The organism is Peribacillus sp. ACCC06369 (genome assembly GCF_030348945.1).
In the GTDB taxonomy this organism is placed as follows: domain Bacteria; phylum Bacillota; class Bacilli; order Bacillales; family DSM-1321; genus Peribacillus.
Map to the genome: position 1 here is coordinate 2,205,308 of NZ_JAUCEN010000002.1, position 20,366 is coordinate 2,225,673.

General features: G+C 40.3%; 17 protein-coding genes. 14 read left to right on the forward strand and 3 right to left on the reverse strand.

What is annotated here, in order from left to right; translation table 11 throughout:
- Positions 1-162: 162 nt before the first annotated feature.
- From QUF78_RS11625 to QUF78_RS11635, 3 genes are all read right to left on the reverse strand, one after another.
- Entirely contained in the window at positions 163-720 is a 558-nt protein-coding gene (locus QUF78_RS11625; protein ID WP_289324762.1) for an MFS transporter, read from the reverse strand.
- The gene (locus QUF78_RS11630) at positions 717-2,147 is read right to left on the reverse strand and encodes an FAD-binding oxidoreductase (protein WP_289324763.1); all 1,431 of its coding nucleotides are present in this window, start codon (positions 2,145-2,147) and stop codon (positions 717-719) included. The genes QUF78_RS11625 and QUF78_RS11630 overlap by 4 nt, the downstream gene beginning before the upstream one ends.
- A 145-nt stretch (positions 2,148-2,292) precedes the next feature.
- Positions 2,293-2,898: a TetR/AcrR family transcriptional regulator gene (locus QUF78_RS11635; RefSeq protein WP_289324764.1), complete on the reverse strand. Its 606-nt coding sequence runs from the start codon at positions 2,896-2,898 to the stop codon at positions 2,293-2,295.
- Between the two features lie 492 nt (positions 2,899-3,390).
- Between QUF78_RS11635 and QUF78_RS11640 the strand changes: the two genes are divergently transcribed.
- The 14 genes from QUF78_RS11640 (at position 3,391) to QUF78_RS11705 (ending at position 20,330) form a co-directional block, all read left to right on the forward strand.
- Positions 3,391-4,710, forward strand: a complete 1,320-nt coding sequence (locus QUF78_RS11640; protein ID WP_289324765.1) for an MFS transporter — start codon at positions 3,391-3,393, stop codon at positions 4,708-4,710.
- Positions 4,711-5,043: 333 nt separating this feature from the next.
- Positions 5,044-6,525 carry a response regulator transcription factor gene (locus tag QUF78_RS11645; RefSeq protein ID WP_289324766.1) on the forward strand — a complete coding sequence of 494 codons (1,482 nt, stop codon included), beginning with the start codon at positions 5,044-5,046 and terminating at the stop codon, positions 6,523-6,525.
- Between the two features lie 192 nt (positions 6,526-6,717).
- Positions 6,718-8,394 (forward strand): urocanate hydratase, encoded by a 1,677-nt coding sequence (hutU, locus tag QUF78_RS11650; RefSeq protein WP_289316713.1) that lies wholly within the window; start codon positions 6,718-6,720, stop codon positions 8,392-8,394.
- Complete coding sequence (gene hutI / locus QUF78_RS11655; RefSeq protein ID WP_289324767.1) at positions 8,391-9,689, forward strand: imidazolonepropionase; 1,299 nt, start codon at positions 8,391-8,393, stop codon at positions 9,687-9,689. Before hutU ends, hutI begins: the two co-directional genes overlap by 4 nt.
- A gap of 246 nt (positions 9,690-9,935) precedes the next feature.
- On the forward strand, positions 9,936-10,085 hold the full coding sequence (locus QUF78_RS11660; RefSeq protein WP_289324768.1) for a hypothetical protein: 150 nt from the start codon (positions 9,936-9,938) through the stop codon (positions 10,083-10,085).
- Between the two features lie 72 nt (positions 10,086-10,157).
- Positions 10,158-11,543 (forward strand): MFS transporter, encoded by a 1,386-nt coding sequence (locus tag QUF78_RS11665; RefSeq protein WP_289324769.1) that lies wholly within the window; start codon positions 10,158-10,160, stop codon positions 11,541-11,543.
- An 83-nt stretch (positions 11,544-11,626) separates the two neighbouring features.
- Positions 11,627-13,186, forward strand: coding sequence for a histidine ammonia-lyase (gene hutH, locus QUF78_RS11670; RefSeq protein WP_289324770.1), 1,560 nt, complete (start codon positions 11,627-11,629; stop codon positions 13,184-13,186).
- A 92-nt stretch (positions 13,187-13,278) separates the two neighbouring features.
- Positions 13,279-14,406: an N-methyl-L-tryptophan oxidase gene (gene solA, locus QUF78_RS11675; protein WP_289324771.1), complete on the forward strand. Its 1,128-nt coding sequence runs from the start codon at positions 13,279-13,281 to the stop codon at positions 14,404-14,406.
- A 327-nt stretch (positions 14,407-14,733) separates the two neighbouring features.
- Positions 14,734-15,492 carry a 5-oxoprolinase subunit PxpA gene (pxpA, locus tag QUF78_RS11680; protein ID WP_289324772.1) on the forward strand — a complete coding sequence of 253 codons (759 nt, stop codon included), beginning with the start codon at positions 14,734-14,736 and terminating at the stop codon, positions 15,490-15,492.
- 121 nt (positions 15,493-15,613) lie between these two features.
- Positions 15,614-16,753, forward strand: a complete 1,140-nt coding sequence (locus tag QUF78_RS11685; protein WP_289327297.1) for an NRAMP family divalent metal transporter — start codon at positions 15,614-15,616, stop codon at positions 16,751-16,753.
- Between the two features lie 90 nt (positions 16,754-16,843).
- A complete protein-coding gene (locus QUF78_RS11690) occupies positions 16,844-17,635 on the forward strand; it encodes a putative hydro-lyase (RefSeq protein WP_289324773.1) in 792 nt (263 codons plus the stop codon).
- 22 nt (positions 17,636-17,657) lie between these two features.
- Entirely contained in the window at positions 17,658-18,416 is a 759-nt protein-coding gene (gene pxpB, locus QUF78_RS11695) for a 5-oxoprolinase subunit PxpB (protein WP_289324774.1), read from the forward strand.
- Positions 18,413-19,408, forward strand: a complete 996-nt coding sequence (locus QUF78_RS11700; protein ID WP_289324775.1) for a 5-oxoprolinase subunit C family protein — start codon at positions 18,413-18,415, stop codon at positions 19,406-19,408. Before pxpB ends, QUF78_RS11700 begins: the two co-directional genes overlap by 4 nt.
- 166 nt (positions 19,409-19,574) lie before the next feature.
- A complete protein-coding gene (locus tag QUF78_RS11705; RefSeq protein ID WP_289324776.1) occupies positions 19,575-20,330 on the forward strand; it encodes an IclR family transcriptional regulator in 756 nt (251 codons plus the stop codon).
- The last annotated feature ends 36 nt before the right edge of the window (positions 20,331-20,366 follow it).

The following is a 20,366-nucleotide window of genomic DNA, read 5'->3' on the forward strand; positions in this document are numbered from 1 at the left end:
AGGATGGAAATTCATTTTTTGAAAGAATATGTGGTTTTTGGTGTTTGATCCGCAAATGATTTATATACTTTTATATAGTAGAAGCAGCATCTACTTAGGTTAAAGCAGATGCTGCTTCTACTAAAAATTATCACTAACTAGCCATAACCCTTATGTTTTTATTTATTCTGCATTAGATAGTGGAGCGTTTTTATCCATCTTCATTATAATAAATCCAGACCAGGCAAACATTAAGGATGCAAGGTAAAAGATGCTTCCAATCGTTAAAAAGTCGACTAAATATCCGGTTGCTATCACGGCAGCTGCAGCACCAATGGATGTCCAAACATGGTAGTTTCCAATTTCCTTACCCGCGGTTGTTTTCGTAACATATCTTGCAAGTACCGTTTTTTCAGTGTTTTTTTGTACAGCCCCAAGGACCCCCATTATAATTTGCAGGAGATAGACATGCCAAATTTCATATGCGAGAGGAAAGGCAAGAAGAATTAGTGCCATCCCCCATGAATAGATAATGAGAAATGTTTTGTCACCGGCTTTGTCAGCGAATTTTCCGATTAAAGGGTAACTAAGTGCTGCTGTCAGTGAGAATATTCCATATGCCCATCCGAATTGCGAATAGCTGGTACCTACATTCTTGATTAGCAAAATATAAAAAGGGAAAATCATGCTGGCAGCCATACCAACAGTGCCTTGGTAAATAACAAAACGTTTATAATTCATGGATGATACTCCTTGTAGAAAAGATTCATGAAGCGATTATCAGGATCATACTTCTTCTTTAATTGAAAGAATTCCTCAGCACGCGGATACGCTTCAAATAATTGTGTCTTGGTTGGATAACCATAATAGGGCAAATAGTAGCTGCCATTATGCTCAAGCGTCACATTAATCATATTACGGATGACCCTTCCCGTATTTTCCTTACTTTCGTTATCTGTCCCTTGATTGATTAGCATAACAAGAGCGAACATATCATCCTTGGCATAGGACATGAGTGATTCATCATTATGTTCCACATAACGAATTGTAATATTTAATAAATTGAAATCTTTTTCATGTGATAAAGTTTTTCTTAGATCATCGATATAATCAGTAAATTGATCTATCGGAACGAAGTATTCTTGCAACACTTCTGTTTTGGAGGGATTGCTGTAATCCATAAAGGCAGAGTCCGACCTCATCACATTATTCCTGGAAACCAAGTTACCATCAATATTGGCCATGTAGGTCTCTTGAGTTTCCCAAAACCTCTTTTTCCCCCAGTCATTATAACGCGATTGGCCAAGAAAGAATTTAGGCACGGCAACGATTGTTTCCCGTTTGAGAGTATTGTAGTTCGATAGCTGTGCTTGGTCATTTGCCCTATAATAATCCGTTACATACATTTCATCCAAATAGGAGCCAGGAGCAACCGATATTCTTGCCAGATGCATTTTAACAGCATCGTTTTGAAGGACATCTCTTTTAAAATACGAAGTATATTCATCATAATTGAGTGATTTCGTTTTAATTTTATAAAGTTCGTCATCGGTTAGCTGGAGTGTAACATCAAGTATTACTCCAAACAAACCATATCCGCCAATAACCGAAGAGAAGAGCTCCGAATTTTCTTCGCGGCTCACCGTTAGGATTTGTCCTTTCGCGTTAAGCAATCTAAAAGATTCCACGGTTTCTATCAAGGCATGATGGCGGATATCACGGCCATGGACATTAACGCTCAAAGAACCGCCGATGGTGAATATGTTTTGAGATTGACTGACCTTCAGTGCAAGTCCATATGGGTTGATATATTCCTGTAGATCAGCCCAGGTTGCTCCGCTTTGAACCGTGATGTGTTTTTCTTTTACATCCAAATCAAGGATTTTGTCATAATGCTTCATATCCAGCAGGATCCCGTTTGGGTATAATGTCTGTCCCCCTTGGCTATGCTGCATTCCGGCAATGGAAATGGAATCACCGTTTTTTACAGCTTCTTTAATGACCTTTTTGATTGCTCCTTCACTATCTTCTGCTTTTATCGCTTTCATTTTAACTGGCATCAGGCGGCTGATATCTTCTGCAATGGGGTGGTCAAGCTTGAAATTAAAAGCCTGCAGGGATAAACCAAATAGTATTGCATATGGGATGATAAAGAAAAATCGTTTCATAATAACTAGCTTTCGACTCCTCGTTAAAAATGTTTGACACTCAAGAGATATATTAATGCATGAAATTTATTGAATAATTGAGTTACCTCGCCATTCATTGAGATTGGGTTTAATATTCTTTAAATAATGTTGAACTTTTTATGTATTAGTGCTTCATTTTCAGCCCATTAATGATAGTTTCGATTAGAGGTATGGATAAAGATTCCAAGCTTTGTTCTGTGTTGTTTAAACCCCAATGGTAGATGATACCCATCAGGCTTTGGGTGAGGAGTGTTGAAATCTCATTTATTGACTGTTCCGTGCCTATGCTGTTTTGTTTTTTCGCCTCTTCAATTAATGAACGAATAATTTGTAAGAGTGAGCGATTTGAATTTGAAAAGTATGTATGTTCTTTTGAATCTAATGCGGAACTGTAAATCACTTTCATTAGATCTTTGCCCATCTCTTCTTCCAGAAAACGCATCAATTTGCGTATGAAAACAAACAATTTCTCGGTAGCGTCCATATCGGCTGGGAACGAATGGAAGACTTCACGATAGTAATCATCGACTTCTGTGAACCTCGCTAAAAAAATGTCCGATTTCGCTGAAAAGTGTTGATAAAATGACCCTTTCGAAGTGCCGCTTTTTTTCACGATTTCGTCTACTGTAACTTTATCATAACCCTTTTCGCTAAATAGCTTTAAAGAGATGTTTAAAATTTTTTCACGAGTCTTTTCTCCCCTAAGCTGTTTTTTTCTAGGTTCAATCATAAAAAAACCTCCTAGTGATAATTTACAGAATATTCCTATATAGTTTACTATCAGACTACAGTCTGGTTTAGGAAATTTATGGTCTATTTAATTTAACGTAGATTATGAATATTCACAACGCTTTCCTAATTCATTTGGCATATCGGGAAAGCGCTTACGATGTTTCTTGGTCAGTATGGGTGTTGTCAATCTAGCAAAATCAGGAGGATTTTTTAAAAATAGGAGAATACCTGAAAAGGGTGGTTAGAGTTCGTAAGATCCCTTTCCTATTAGTTACTGTCAGGTAGAAAAGGTAATTCTTTTTTAGCCTGGATGATATGCGTTTTGTAATATTATTGGGAATGAGTAAATGTAAATGGAGAGGAGGTGGTATTTCGACTTTTTGAAGGTACCGGGAATGAACCAGAGAGTCGGGAAGCTAGGAAAGAAACGATCAGCGGCAATCGCATTTTTTTATGGGGAAAATGTAGCTTGAAAAGGGAGGAAATAATCATGAATCATTCCAGTGGTGAAATAGAGAAAAAGACGATCAGTAAAACGATGAAACGCATTCTTCCATTTATCTTGATCCTTTATATCATTGCATATTTGGACAGGGTCAATTTAGGCTATGCTGCTTTACAAATGAATGCGGAATTAGCTTTATCCGCTGAGGTTTTTGGATTACTTTCTGGTATTTTCTTTATAGGCTATTTCTTCTTTGAAGTTCCAAGCAACATGATCATGCATAAAGTGGGAGCTCGGATATGGATTGCCCGTATAATGATTTCGTGGGGGCTCGTGGTAATATTAACAGGTTTTGCGCAAACAACTATGCATTTATATATTCTCCGTTTTTTATTAGGTGTCGCCGAAGCTGGTTTTTTCCCTGGTATAATCTTATATTTAACTTATTGGTTCAGGGCCCGCGAAAGAGGAAGGGCAACAGCGGTCCTGCTTTTAGCCTTACCGATTGGCGGATTGATTGGTGCGCCTGTGTCGACGTGGATTCTTGACAATATATCCTGGTTTGGTATGGCAGGCTGGAGATGGATGTTCATCCTTGAAGGCATTCCGGCCATTATTATAGGAATTGTTGTTGTTTTCTATTTAACTAATAGACCGACTAACGCTAAATGGTTATCTAAGGAAGAAAGTGATTGGTTAGAAGGGGAATTGAGTGCGGAAAGAAAAATTAGCTCGAAAATAAATAAAGTAACTAAGCTTGATATGCTGAAAGATTCGAAAATCTGGAAGTTGGCCCTTTTTTATTTCGCAGGGTACACATCTATCTATGGATTGTCATTCTGGATGCCAACCATCATTAAATCTTTATCGGAAAATGCAACAACCAATTTAGAAATAGGCTGGTTAGCGATGATTCCATCATTAATCGGTATACCTGCCATTATGTTTGTTGGCTGGAACTCAGATCGGACCAATGAACATAAACCACACTTGCTTGTTTGTCTCATGATAGCAGTTATCGGATTTATCGGGTGCGGCTTTTCAGATAGTGTATTTATGATGGTGCTTATGTTAACGATTACATCTTTCGGGTTATACGGTTTCAGTGGATGTTTCTTTGCCTATATGACATTTTTCTTTACTGAGTCGACTGCACCAGTTGGCATAGCCCTAGTCAATTCATTTGCGGCTTTAGGTGGTTTTGTAGGACCGATGATTCTTGGAACTGTTGCATTTACTCAAGGCATGTTTATATTATCTGGATTACTTGTGATAGGAGTCATTACTTTATTATCATTAAAATTGACTAATGTTTCAGCTGGAAATATTGGAAAAGAAGTTGAAGTCAATATTAAGCAATTATAAAAAATTCTAAATGAAAATTGAATTAAAGCGTAGATATTAAAATAGAAACATCAGTGGAAATCACAAAGGTCCATGGTGTTTCTTTTTTCATATAGTCATATTATTAAAGAAAAGTAGTTTTTAAAGAGGGAAGTAAACGTAATAGATATGGATGCATTCCATTTTGAGCATGTCCAAATTTAATCTTGATCGCAGGTTCTTCTCAATATGACTTGTTTGAAGGATTCGGCAGGATTAGAATGGAGATGAGATGCAAGTAGCTTTGTAAAGAACAGGGATTCCTTTTCTTTCAAACGTCACATTTATTCGATAAAAAGGATATCAGGGAGAGAAATGGGTGATGATGTGGAAATTCATTTGGTGGCAAAAGATGAGATAGAGGCTCAAGGAATTCGTTGGATAGTTGAATCCCACCTTACGGGAGTCCGACTGATCCTATGGAAAACGATTGAAGAATTTGAAAAGGGCATGCGCAATCGGCATCCGGAATTCGTCATTTTAGATATGGATATTTGGACGAATGAAAGTGAGGCGATGGGCGCTTTGTTAAAGCGGAGGGGAATTCGTTGGTTAGGGATTTCATCTGAGCGAATCTTTCAAACAGCTTATCGGGCCTTACGTTTTCGTGCGGATGATGTTCTATTCCGTCCTTTTTCTTCAGCGGATTTGGTAAAGCATATCCAACAATTACGTTTTCAATTAAGAAATGGTCAAGGTTTTTCCTCGACAGGCACCATGGATGAGGAGAATACACTTGATATTGGTTATCCAGATTTCTTCTTGACAGAGCGGAGGCATGATAGTCGAATAACCATGGTGGCATTTTTGACACCTGATAATAGGGCCCTCCCTTTAGTATATGATGAACTGCAACGATATTCTTTTACTGGGAAGCATCAAATATTCGCTTTATCGGATTTTATTTTATGCGTCCAGGAAACAAAGGAAATTGATGTAAATAAGGAAGAATATCAAGCATTCCTGGCTCACTGGAAAGAAAGAATGGATGAGCCTCTTGCCATCATAATAAAAGTGGCAACGCCTGATGAGTCTTTAAAAAGGATGTACCAGCAAACACGTGAATTTACGAGGCAAATCTTTTTCGATGGATATGATATCATTTTAGCGGAAAGTCAACAAACTTCCCCTCAAGAGATGGATCCATTCCTCACTCCTCTTGAACAAAGGCTTTGGATAGAAATGCTCGAAAGACGGGATGCGAAAGCCATCAGGAACTGGATCGAACGTGAATTCCTAACTTTTCAACAACCATACCCTGACCCGGAAATCGTTCGTATTCGCCTTACAAGTGTACTCGCACAGATCCGTAGGCATATGAAATCATACAACTTGCAAAATGCGTCTCTAGAAGCAATATACTATGATGTATTTCAGCAAATCGTACATAAACCAGTCATTCATCAAATAGTAAAAGAACTGCATGCGTTCACCACCCATTTGCTCCTTCAGGATCACGGGCAATTACAGGAAGGAGCACGCACTCTTAGCGAAAAAGCAAGAGAGCTGATCGAGTCCAACTATTGGGATTCCCAGTGGAATCTATCGACCTGTGCAGATACTCTGCGTGTCAATAAAAGCACACTCAGCCGTCGTTTTGCAGCTGAATCCGGCGAGTCTTTTCGCAATACGCTGCATCAAGTTCGAATTAGGGAAGCTAAACGCCTATTAAAGGAAACGGATTTATCATTGGAGGAAATCGCACAATTAGCCGGTTATTCACATCAGACCTATTTTAATGCAAAATTCAAACTGCTTGAAGCTTGTACTCCATCAGCTTATCGGTCTGGATTATAAAAAGGACGATTCAGTAATATTGAATCGTCCTTTTTTATTTCATAACAATATAATTTTCAATATTATTCATAAAAAAATAAAGTTAACTACAAAAACTTGAAATAATTTATAAAATAATCATTAAATTATAATGAATTATTCTGAATTTTTCTTATAGAATGAAAATATAACAAAAACAAGGGGGAAATGAAAATGAACACGATTACAAACAAGGTTATCCGTTATACTGGAACAGAATTGCATACAAAAGGATGGCAACAAGAAGCGGTGCTTAGAATGTTAATGAATAATTTGGATCCTGAAGTCGCTGAACGTCCAGAAGATTTGGTGGTATACGGAGGGATTGGGAAAGCAGCTCGTAACTGGGAATGCTTTGATGCAATCGTCAAATCACTAAAAGAGCTTGAAGAAGATGAAACTTTATTGGTCCAATCAGGGAAACCGGTGGCCATTTTTAAAACGCATTCGGATGCACCACGTGTCCTGCTTGCAAATTCAAATATCGTCCCTGCTTACGCGAACTGGGAAACATTCCATGAACTTGATAAAAAGGGATTGATGATGTATGGGCAAATGACAGCTGGTAGCTGGATATATATTGGTTCTCAAGGAATCGTACAGGGTACATACGAGACATTTGCCGAGCTTGCAAAACAACATTTCAATAACTCATTAAAAGGCACCATTACTCTAACGGCAGGACTAGGCGGTATGGGAGGGGCACAGCCACTGGCAGTTACGATGAACGGCGGTGTCTGTATCGGAATCGATGTTGATGAGACAAGAATTGACAGGAGGATCGAGACTCGTTATACCGATGTGAAAACGGATTCTTTAGATGAAGCCATTCGTCTAGCTAAAGAAGCAAAACTTGCAGGAAAAGCATTATCGATTGGCTTGATTGGGAATGCGTCCGATCTTCTTCCTGAAATGATCGCCAGAAACTTTATTCCGGATGTCTTGACAGATCAAACTTCCGCCCATGATCCGTTAAATGGATATACACCATCTGGTATGTCAATGGAGGAAGCTGCACAATTACGGAATGCGAATCCAGAAGAGTATATTAAACTCTCTAAAGCTTCAATGGCCAAACATGTAAGAGCAATGCTTGAAATGATGGAAAAAGGAGCCGTGACGTTTGATTATGGCAACAATATCCGTCAAGTTGCGAAAGATGAAGGGGTAGAGAATGCTTTTGACTTCCCTGGTTTCGTTCCTGCTTATATCCGTCCACAATTTTGTGAAGGAAAAGGTCCATTCCGCTGGGTGGCTTTATCTGGTGATCCTGAAGACATTTATAAAACAGACCAAGCCATTTTACGCGAATTTGCTGATAATGAACATTTATGTAACTGGATTAGAATGGCTCAAGAAAAAATTCAGTTCCAAGGTCTGCCTTCGCGCATTTGCTGGCTTGGTTATGGGGAGCGCGCCCGTTTTGGTAAAATCCTCAATGATATGGTTGCAAGTGGAGAATTGAAGGCCCCGATAGTAATTGGGCGTGACCATTTGGATTCAGGCTCTGTCGCTTCGCCGAATCGTGAAACGGAAGCAATGAAGGATGGTTCGGATGTAGTGGCTGACTGGCCAATATTAAATGCAATGGTTAATGCAGTGGGCGGTGCAACTTGGGTATCCGTACATCATGGCGGTGGTGTAGGAATGGGATACTCCATGCATGCAGGAGTGGTAATCGTGGCAGACGGCACCAAAGAAGCAGGCGCCAGGATTGAGCGAGTGTTGACAACGGATCCTGGGATGGGCGTAGTGCGTCATGTTGATGCAGGGTATGAACTGGCAGAGGAAACAGCTCGTGAAAAAGGTATTAATATCCCGATGCTTGATAAAGGAATTGATAAACAATGACAAAACCAATTTGGATAAAACATGCCGCTCAACTTGCCACCCTTACCTCTGAAAGGAAAGGTCCTCGTTCCAAAGAGGGAATGTCGGAGCTTGGTTTGATAATAGATGGAAGTATATGGATGGAGTGTGGTTTGATTCAAGCTGTAGGTACGACCAAGGAATTGGAAGAACTTTATGCTGATAGATTGCATGAAGCTGAAGTTTTCGATGCTTCTGGCCATTTGGTGACACCAGGGCTTGTTGATCCCCATACGCATGTGGTATATGGCGGGAGTCGTGAGCGTGAATTTGAAATGCGTCTTGAAGGTGCAACATATATGGACATCATGAATGGAGGTGGAGGCATTCATGCAACCACCCGCATGACCAGGGAAGCAAGTGAAGAAGAGTTGATGGAACAAACCAAACGACGCCTTGATTCGTTTCTCGCTCATGGCGTGACTACAGTAGAAGGTAAAAGCGGTTATGGAATGAATTTGGAAACCGAATTGAAGCAGTTGCGGGTGATGAAGAAGTTACAGGAAGAGCATCCGATTGATTTAGTTCCTACCTTTATGGGAGCCCATGCGGTTCCAAAGGATTATAAAGGCCGTGAGGATGAATTTGTCGATCATCTGATTAATGATATGCTTCCAATCGTCTCTGAAGAAAAGCTTGCTGAATTCAATGATGTATTTTGTGAAAAGGGGGTTTTTACCCCTGAACAATCAGAGCGGATTTTAAAGGCGGGGAAAAAGTACGGCTTGATCCCTAAAATTCATGCCGATGAAATTGAGCCATACGGGGGAGCGGAACTAGCTGCCAAAATAGGGGCGATTTCAGCTGAGCATTTATTGAAGGCTTCCGAAGAGGGAATTCAAGCCATGGCTAAGTCAGGAACCATTGCCTGCTTGCTTCCAGCCACAGCTTTGTATTTAAGAGAAGATGCGGCCCCAGGACGCCGAATGGTTGATGAAGGTGTAGCTGTTGCCATTTCGACCGATTGCAATCCCGGATCCTCACCGACGACTTCTATGCCACTTGTCATGAATCTGGCATGCATCTCGATGCGGCTTACCCCTGCTGAAGCGCTTACGGCGGCAACATACAATGCTGCTTGTGCAATCAACAGACAAGAAAAGATCGGTTCGCTTGAAGTAGGAAAACAAGCGGATGTCGTTTTATGGAATGTTGAAAACTATCAGGAATTGCAATATTTATTTGGGGTTAATCACGTTAAGACTGTATGGAAAAACGGTGTTCAAGTTGTGAATGATAGAGTGAAGACTGATTCCAAAAGCCTGACGGGCCTTTAAAACTCACTAAAAAAAGATACGGCCTCGATTCTCAATCAATGTCTACCCATTCCATCCGCTGAAAAATTCAGGGGATGGGATGGGCTTTTAGAAGTATTTATCAAATGTAATGGTGTTGAATCGTAGGATGGTGGTTTATCATCCTACCCATTGCCAGCGTTAAATACTTTACTGCTTTACAGTGAGATTTAATGAAAGTGTTTTAAGGAAATCGTGGAAATGAATCTTCCATGTGGAGGGAATTTTATGTGGATAATCACTATCCATTCGAAGGATAACTTAAAAATGTTTGAGTTTTACACTGAAAAGGAAGCAAGGGAAAAATTCGAAGTAATAGAAGGGCGTAAAATCCTTAGTGAAGTCATTTATTTCAATGATCATTTAATTTCTGGTTAACTACCGGAGTATTACAGTAATAGTGTTTTTATGATCCGAAAATCTGATTAATCAAAAAATGGAGGGGATTCTTTGAACGAACAAAAATTCACTATAGACGATGCCCCATTTAATAAATTTCATTTTCGAATTGCAGGACTTACATTCGGTTCTAGCTTCTGTGATGGATATTCCCTTGGAATCATTGCAATGGCCCTGACAGTATTCGGGCCTCAAATGAATATGAATGCAATGTGGACAGGGCTGATCGGCAGTTCTGCTTTAATCGGTCTGTTTGCGGGATCTTTAATACTTGGAAGACTTTCTGATCGTGTAGGAAGACAGAAAATTTTTCTTGTAAACTTTTTACTTATCACGGTTGCTACTCTTTTACAATTTTTTGTTAATAGTCCAGAAGAGCTTTTCTTTTTACGTTTGTTAATTGGTTTTGGACTTGGTGGAGATTACGCTGTCGGTACGACTTTACTCGCCGAGTTTTCACCCAAAAAGTATCGCTCCTCGCTTCTCGCGTCTATAAACGTAGTATGGACGCTTGGATATGTGGCATCGAACTTTGTTGGTCATTACCTGGGACAGGTTGGTTCAGACTCATGGCGTTGGATGCTTGTTAGTGCTGCTATTCCCGCTATTCTGGTTTTAATCTTAAGAATTGGAACCCCTGAATCACCAAGATGGCTTGTCAGCATGGGGCGTGTCGAAGAAGCTCGCCAGATTGTAAAAAAACACATTGGATCGAACGTTGAAATGGGAGAAACGACTACTGGCACTGAAAATCAAAAGGCTCTAGGATTTCGTGGACTTTTCAGTAAAAAGCTTCGTAAGCGGCTGGCTTTTGGTGGAATATTTAAATTAACTCTTGTAATTCCGTACTTTGCAATCTACACTTTCCTACCGTCCATATTAAGGACAATGGGTTTTGAACAAAACTTTTTTGCCGATACAATGTTAAATCTATTCTTGCTGATTGGGGCAATTTTTGGTCTTTGGTTGCTTGCGAAATTTTCTCGTAGAGGATTTACCATCGGGGCTTTTACAATCCTTACTGTTTCATTGTTTTCACTCAGCTTCTTACACAATGGTTCTCAATTCTTAATGTTGACAGCCTTCTTGATCTTTACTTTTTTCATGTCAGCAGCATCGAACCTTACATTAGTATACCCAGCAGAGCTTTTTCCAACTGAGATTCGTGGATCTGGAATAGGTATGGTTACGGCAATTAGTCGAATTGGTTCTGCGATTGGAACATTTCTGCTGCCTGTTTCTTTAAGTTCATTTGGATTAAGTACCTCAATGGCAGGTATGGCAGTCATTCTGCTAATCGGCTTGATCGTATCAATCGCCTGGGCACCTGAGACTAAATCGCTTTCACTTAATGATGCCAGTAATCCTTTACTTGAAGCGGAGCACTCTATAATGGAAACCGATATTCCCTTTACAGAAAATAAGAAAATAACATAAGATTAATTTTCCAGCAAATAATTGAGAAGGACCAGAACTTTTTTCTCCTTCTTGATGAGTCATATGAGAGGAGATGTGTAAGGATGACAACAGCCGATTGTTTACACCCTATGGATATTAAAGAGGTTGTACTGGGCGATGATGCCATCTCAATCCAAGAGGTAATTGCGGTTGCAAGATATGGTGCGAAAGTTACTTTCACCGAGGCATATTGTGATAGGGTGGATAAATCCCGTAGCCTAATAGATAAGTTTTTAGATGAAAATCGATTGATTTACGGCGTAACGACAGGGTTTGGCAGTAATATGACGGAGGTGATTTCTCCACAGGACGCAGAAACCCTTCAACGGAATATTGTTCGTTCACATGCTGTTTCTGTTGGGGAAACTCTTGAAAAAGAAGTAGTAAGAGCCATTCAATTGATGATACTCGTGAATTTAGGCCAAGGTTATTCAGGAGTCCGTTTACAAGTTTTAAAACTAATCGCTTCACTGTTAAATCACGATATACTTCCCTATGTTCCAGGTGAGGGGTCAGTAGGGTATCTGTCTCCTGAAGCACACATGGCCTTATTGGTGATCGGGGAGGGACGGGCGTGGTACAACGATGAGCTTCTCCCGGGAAAGGATGCATTAGCACAATCTGGATTGAAGCCAGTTACGCTTGGGTGTAAAGAAGGACTGGCACTTACAAGCGGGACTACTTCCGTCACTGCGATGGCTGTCCTGGCTTTATACAATAGCATTCAAGCAGCGAAAACCGCTGACATTACGGGAGCTATGTCCTTAGAAGTGCTAAAAGGAACAATAAAAGCATTTGATCCTCGTCCCCACGCATTGAAAAAACATGAAGAACAGGCTATGACAGCCAGAAATGTTACAAGGATTCTTGAAGGTAGCCAAATCATTGATACTTACAAGGAACATAGATTACAAGATGCACTTAGTTTACGATGCATTCCACAAGTCCATGGAGCCATAAAAAGAGTATTGAAAGACGCTGCTGTTTCGATTGGGAATGAAATGAACTCTGTAAGTGACAATCCTCTGATTTTTCCGGAAGAGGAAGATGGAATTGCATTAATGGCTGGGAATTTTGATGGTTCATTTGTTGGGATTTACGCGGATACGATATCCATAGCGTTAGCAAACTTAGCAAAAATAACAGAACGCAGAATAGATCGCCTTGTAAACCATCAACTTAGTGAATTACCTAATTTCTTAGTGGTTAATCCAGGTTTAAATAGTGGCTACATGATTCCACAATATACAGCTGCCGGGCTATTAAATGAAATCAGGGTGCTCTCGCATCCAGCCACAATAGATAATATCCCTACATGCGCAAATCAAGAAGACGTGATAAGTTTTGCCTATTTCGCTTCGAAGAAAGCCTATCGGATTTCGAAGAAACTTGAATATATTTTAGCCATTGAACTGATGACCGCAACGCAAGCGATGGATTTTCATCTACCCTTGAAACCGTCACCGGCTACGGAGGCGGTATATCATTTAGTTCGGAGCGAAGTGCCGATGGTTGAAGAAGATCGCTTTTTCCATCCTGACATTGAAGCGATTCATAGGCAAATTCATGAAGGTGAAATAGTGAAGCTCGTTGAAATGGCGATCGGGGAAATAGAGTTCTAAAACCATGTGGAAGCTGTTTTACTTTATTTAATAAGGTAATGGCTTCCTTTTTTTAATATGAAGGCTCATATTTAAAGGAGGAGGGATGTAAGATGCACTATGATGTAATTGTAATTGGAGCTGGATCTATGGGTATGTCTTCAGGTTATTATCTATCAAAAAGTGGACAAAAAGTATTATTAATAGATTCCTTTGCTCCTCCCCATAATAAGGGCAGCCATCACGGGGAAACAAGAATTATTAGACATGCTTATGGTGAAGGCAGGGAGTATATTTCTTTGGCACTTAAATCCCAAAAGCTATGGGGTGAATTGGAAAGAGATTCGGGGAAACAATTATTTCTTCCAACAGGGGTCCTGAATGCCGGAAGCGAAAATTCGGATTTCATTAAACAAGTGAAAGCGGGATCAAAGGAATATGGTTTACCTATGAAAATCTTGGATTCACATGAAATTCATGATAGATGGCCTGGAATAACACTGCCAGAAGACTACATTGGGTGCTTTGAATCGACTTCGGGCGTGTTGAAAAGTGAAGAGTGCTTAAGAGCGTATCAACAACTTGCGAAATCCCATGGTGCCGAGATCATTGTAAACAGTGAGGTAAGGAAGATAGTTGCTCATGGCAATGGGGTCACGATTAAAACGGATGAACAGACATTCCACTCAGAATCTTTAGTGGTTGCAGTTGGGGCATGGGCCCCGAAAATACTGGCGATGTTAGATTTAAATCTGCCGTTAGAACCTATTAGAAAAACATTTGCCTGGTTTCATGCAAATGAGAAATTATATAATCATAATGATTTTCCAGCTTTTACTTTTGATACTTCAGTGGGTACATACTATGGCTTTCCTAGTATAAATGGTTCTGGATTGAAAATAGGGAGACATGATGGAGGAAACCGTATAAATCCTGATGGCTGTATTGAGGGTTTTGGTGAATTGGATGAAGATGAGGGAGATTTGATGAAGTTTTTACGGAAATATATGCCTACTGATCAAAAAATGAAATATGGGAAAACTTGCATCTACACCATGACCCCTGATGAGCATTTTATAGTGGATAAACATCCTTATTACCCACACATTGCTATAGCAGCAGGTTTTTCTGGTCACGGGTTTAAATTCAGCAGTGTCATGGGAGAAATTTTGAGTGACTTGATTATCTCCGGTACAAGCAAGGAAGATATTTCATTGTTTTCTATTAATCGATTTAAATGAAATGAGTCCTTTCACCTTTAGATTGAACAACCTTTTATGCGCCACGCTTTAAACTTAAAAAAAGCCGTTGATTCCTTATAACAGGAAACAACGGTTTTTTTTTTTATTATCACTTAATATTCTACCATTTAGAGACTGAATTTGAATTAATGTTAGATTATCTAACGAGGTATTGTCGAAATATTTAAAACATGCTAGAATTATAATATTCCGAAATATGAAACTCTAATTCCGAAATTCGGTATTGTTAAATTGAGTGAATAAAGAGTGCTTACATATTTATCTGGGTTATTTACTGAAATTTCCGTCATTAAAGGAGAGGGTAGTATGAAAACGGTTGATTTGAATTGTGATTTAGGAGAAAGTTTCGGCGCATACCGCATTGGTAATGATCAAGAGATTTTAGATTATGTAACATCAGTTAATGTAGCTTGTGGATTCCACGCCGGTGATCCTTCAGTCATGAGAAAAACGGTTCAGCTTGCTTTAGGGAAAGATGTCAAGATCGGGGCCCACCCAGGTTTCCAGGATTTAATAGGTTTTGGCAGACGCAATATGAATATTTCACCACAGGAAGCTTATGATATTGTAGTCTATCAAATTGGTGCATTAAATGGCTTCCTGCAATCAGAAGGCGGAAGTATGCAGCATGTGAAACCGCATGGGGCTTTGTACAATATGGCCGCAAAAAACAAAGAGTTATCCTTGGCCATCGCTGAAGCGGTATATAAAGTGAATCCTGAGCTAATCTTATTTGGTTTGTCGGGCAGTGAATTAATCCGTGCCGGACAGGCTATCGGATTGCGAACGGGCAGTGAAGTATTTGCTGATCGTACCTATCAACAAGATGGTTCATTGACTTCCCGATTGGAGAAGGATGCCTTGATCGAAAATGATGATGATGCCGTTGCACAAGTCATTCGCATGGTGAAGGAAGGGAAGGTTTTGTCTCAACAAGGTTCAGATATGGCTTTAAGAGCAGATACCATTTGCATTCACGGGGATGGGGCACATGCTTTAACCTTTGCTCGGCATGTGAAAAAATCCTTGCAATTATCTGAAATAACAATCAAGTCCTTTTCTTGAAAAAACCAATACATTCAGGAGGTAGATTCCATTGGAGCCAATCAAAAATACTGCAGCACAGGAAAAGAATCCGACTAAGCCAAAAACAAACCGTACTTTATTGTTAGGTGCAGCATTCCTAATGGCAACATCGGCAATAGGACCTGGTTTTTTAATGCAAACAACCGTTTATACCCAAAGTCTTGCAGCAAGTTTCGGATTCGTTATTCTTATTTCGGTCATTCTTGATATATTTGCCCAAACAAATGTATGGCGAATTATTGCTGTGTCCGAAAAACGGGGTCAAGAAATTGCAAACATGGTCCTTCCAGGGCTGGGTTATGTACTTGCCGCACTGATTGTTATGGGTGGGCTGGCATTTAATATTGGAAATATCGCAGGAGCTGGATTAGGTCTGAATGCGATGACGGGAATCTCCCCAACGGCCGGGGCGGCAATAAGCGCAGTCATCGCCGTATTGATTTTTGTAGTGAAAGAAGCGGGAAAAGCCATGGACCGCTTTACGCAAATTGCCGGGTTTTTCATGATTTGTTTGATGATTTACGTTGCTTGGACAACCTCTCCTCCAGTCGGGGAAGCGGTAGTGAGGACTTTTGCACCTGATAAAATCGATATTATCGCAATCGTTACATTAGTGGGAGGGTCTGTAGGCGGTTACATAACATTCGCAGGGGGACACCGTCTCTTGGATGCAGGCGTGAAAGGTGTTGGTGCATTACCCGAAGTAACCAAGAGTTCGGTAGTGGGCATATTGATCACCACGGTAATGCGTGTAGCGTTATTTCTAGCAGTGCTGGGTGTTGTATCGAAAGGTTTATCAATTGATCCCGATAATCCTGCAGCATCCGTTTTTCAACTTGCAGCTGGGAATGTAGGATATAAAATCTTCGGGATCGTTATGTGGGCTGCCGCAATCACATCAGTGGTTGGAGCCGCATATACTTCCGTTTCGTTTATCAGAACATTCAGCGAAAAGATAAATAATAATGCTAACTGGATAATCGTTGGATTTATTGTCGTATCGACCATTTGTTTTCTATTGATTGGTCAACCGGTTAAAGTACTGCTTGTAGTTGGAGCCATTAATGGATTAATTTTACCAATTGCCCTTGGTACATTGCTAATTGCCGCATATAAGAAAAACATCGTGGGTGAATATAAGCATCCTTTATGGTTAACGATTTCCGGTGTATTCGTGGTAGTCATCATGTCGTTAATGGGCGTGTATACATTAGTGAAACAACTGCCCGCACTTTTTTAATGATTAATGAGTGAAAATCCAATAAATACAGATGGAAGTGGCGTGCCAGTTTGTCACTGACTGCCAGTTCTTAATAGGAGATGAAAAATAATGATCGATCTTTCTCAGGCTACCCCGGCTGAGTTGCGTTCAATGATTCGAAACACCGAATTGGTAAAACCGACTGCTGGAATGGCTAACGGTTATGCACAAGCGAACTTAGCCATCTTAAAAAAAGAGCATGCTTTTGATTTTTTATTATTCTGTCAGCGCAACCCTAAATCCTGTCCATTGCTTGACGTAACGGAAATTGGTTCACCCATTCCCGCATTTGCAGCAAAGTCTGGGGATATACGCACAGATATTCCTAAATATAGGGTATATAAATATGGAGAATTAGTGGAAGAAGTAACGGATATTTCAAACTATTGGGAAGACGATATGGTTGGATTTTTAATCGGGTGCAGCTTTACCTTCGAACACGCCCTTTTAAATAATGATATATCGATTCGTCATATTGAAGAGGGATGCAATGTACCTATGTATAAAACCAATATTCCGTGTATTGAAGCAGGGATTTTCCATGGGAAAATGGTAGCTAGCATGAGGCCGATTCCACAAAAGGATGTGGTGAGGGCAGCTCAAGTGACATCGCGGTTTCCTGCAGTTCATGGGGCTCCGATTCATATTGGTGACCCTGAAGCAATCGGTATTTCCAGCATTCAGCATCCGGATTTTGGTGATCCAGTAACGATTCGTGATGGGGAAGTCCCGGTCTTTTGGGCATGTGGCGTAACGCCTCAATCCATTGCTATGGAGACCAAACCGGAGATCATGATCACGCATGCACCTGGACATATGTTCATAACTGACATTCGTGATGAAAAATTAGGAGTTTTATAACTGACGGAAAGAGATGAGTCCTATGCCGGAAAAGCTTTTGAATAAATCTGCTTGTACACTTTCTCCATTGGGCGATTCCGCAATCGTGATTACATTCGGGAATGGAATGGAATACAGCATTCACAAAAACATTAAATTGTTTATGGATTCGCTGGCAGAAGAACCCTTTCCAGGATTTATAGAATGTGTGCCGGCTTTTACCAATTTGACGGTTTTTTATGATCCGCTAGTTATCTATAAGGATCGGAAACAAAACAGTGAAACTGAAAACATTTCCCCCTATGAAGTGGTCCGTTCCATCTTGGAATTGAAATTACAGGAAATAAAAGAAGATAAAAAACTCTCACATCGAACGGTTTCCATTCCTGTGTGTTATGGGAAAGAATACGGTCCGGATTTGGAATATGTAGCCCGTTATAATAAATTGACTACTGATGAAGTCGTTCATATTCATTCAACCGGAGAGTATTTGGCCTATATGATTGGATTTGCGCCTGGTTTCCCGTTTCTTGGCGGACTATCAAAAGACATCGCGACGCCTAGGCGTTCTTCTCCCCGGATGACAATTCCGGCTGGGGCAGTAGGAATCGCTGGTATGCAAACGGGTGTATATCCAATATCAACACCCGGTGGATGGCAATTAATCGGACAAACGCCAACCAAACTATTCTTACCAAATGTAAATCCACCCAGTCTATTACAAGCAGGGGACATTGTTAAATTCCATCCGATTTCTGTTCAAGAATATAAAGATATGATTCGTAAGGAGGGGGAACATTGAGCCTGCGAGTAATCAAACCGGGATTATTGACAAGTATACAGGATCTTGGAAGAAAAGGATTTCAACAACATGGGGTGATTGTAAGTGGGGCGATGGATGGATATTCTTTACGAATTGCCAATATGTTGGTAGGCAATGAAGAAGGAGAGGCGGCCTTGGAAATCACCTTAATGGGTCCGACCATTAAAGTGGAGAAAAATTGCCTGATTTCGATAACGGGTGGGAATTTAACACCAACAATTGATAGTAAGGCTGTACCGATGTGGAAGCCTATTTATGTAAAAGAGGGATCGATTCTTCGATTTGAAGGGTGTAAATCAGGTTGCAGGGCATACTTAACAGTTGCGGGGGGCTATGCGATTTCTGAAGTGATGAACAGTAAAAGCACATATCTAAGAGCAGGGATTGGCGGCTATAAAGGGAGGGCATTAAAGGCTGACGATGTCTTGGAGTTTAATGAACCTTCCAAAATCCTTGGTGATCGGGAGTTCAAAGGTCCATTTTCCTTCCCAAAGTGGTTTGTCAATGATAAAGAGTTCTTGCCAGGGGGAAAACCTCTCATCCATTTCATCGATGGAAGCCAATATGATTATTTCACGGAATCAAGTAAAGATAGTTTTGTAGAGTGTTCATTTAAAGTTTCCAATCAATCCGACCGCATGGGATATAGAATATCAGGCCCGACACTTGAGTTACAGGATAATGGGGAGTTATTATCTGAAGCGGTCACGAATGGGTCGGTTCAGGTTCCTCCAGATGGAAACCCGATCATTCTCCTTGCCGATAGCCAAACAACGGGAGGATATCCTAAGATCGCTCAGGTGATTACGGCAGATTTACCATTGATCGCTCAGGTTAGGCCAGGGGAATCCATTCAATTCTCACGGGTGAACTTAAAAGAGGCTGAACGGCTTTTCCTTCAAAAAGAACGACAATTCAATGAATTGAAGGTCTCGATTTCAATAGCCCTGAAAAAATGGCTTACTATATAATTCCTCCGGCAAAAAACGCCAACGATGAGAAAGTACTCTTTAAGAGTGCTTTCTTTTTTTTGTTCCCCTTAAATATATAATTTACTGTAGGCCATTACATCCTTTCTTCCGTGTTTTATAATAGAATGATAGATAAGGAAAACATGTATTATGAAAGGAGAAATCTATGCAGGCACATAACAAAACGGTCGTGAAATCCATGCAGATCCTTACCCTTTTCATAAATCATCCGAAACTGACCTTTAATGAAATGATGGAACACTCCAAACTGCCGAAAACCTCTTTGCACCGAATGGTGGGATCGTTGGAAGAAATGGGCTTTTTAACAAAGGACGATGATGGCCATTATTCACTTGGACTGATATTCTTGCAGTTTGGTCAACTGGTAGGGGAGCGTTTGGATATCAGGTCAATCGCTTATCCCATCATGAAAGATCTTCGGGATGATGTTGAAGAAGCAGTGAATTTAATTGTGAGGGATAAGGATGAAGCGATGTACATCGAAAAGGTGGACACCCTGCATCCTGTTCGTCTTTATACATCTATTGGAAGGCGTTCGCCATTGTACGCTGGCGACTCTCGAATCATCCTAGCGAATTTGCCTGAAGAAGAGCGTGAAAATTATTTGGAAAGTATTCAATTAAAACCAATCGCCATGGGAACGATAACGGATAAAACTAAACTCCGTCATGCTTTGGATGAAGCTAGAATGAATGGTTACACGATAACTTCATCAGAACTTGAAGATTATACAAAAGCGGTGAGTGCACCGATACTCAATGGCAAAGGTCAAATAGTAGCTGGTATTAGTGTGGCCGGTATTGAAGCAAGGTTTCAGGAAGATCGCCTGCCTGAATTGATTGACAAAGTAACGAATGCTGCCAAGGCAATTTCCATGAAACTTGGTTCTCAAGTTCATTAAGGAAAATAGAAAATGATTTTTTCCAAACTATCATCA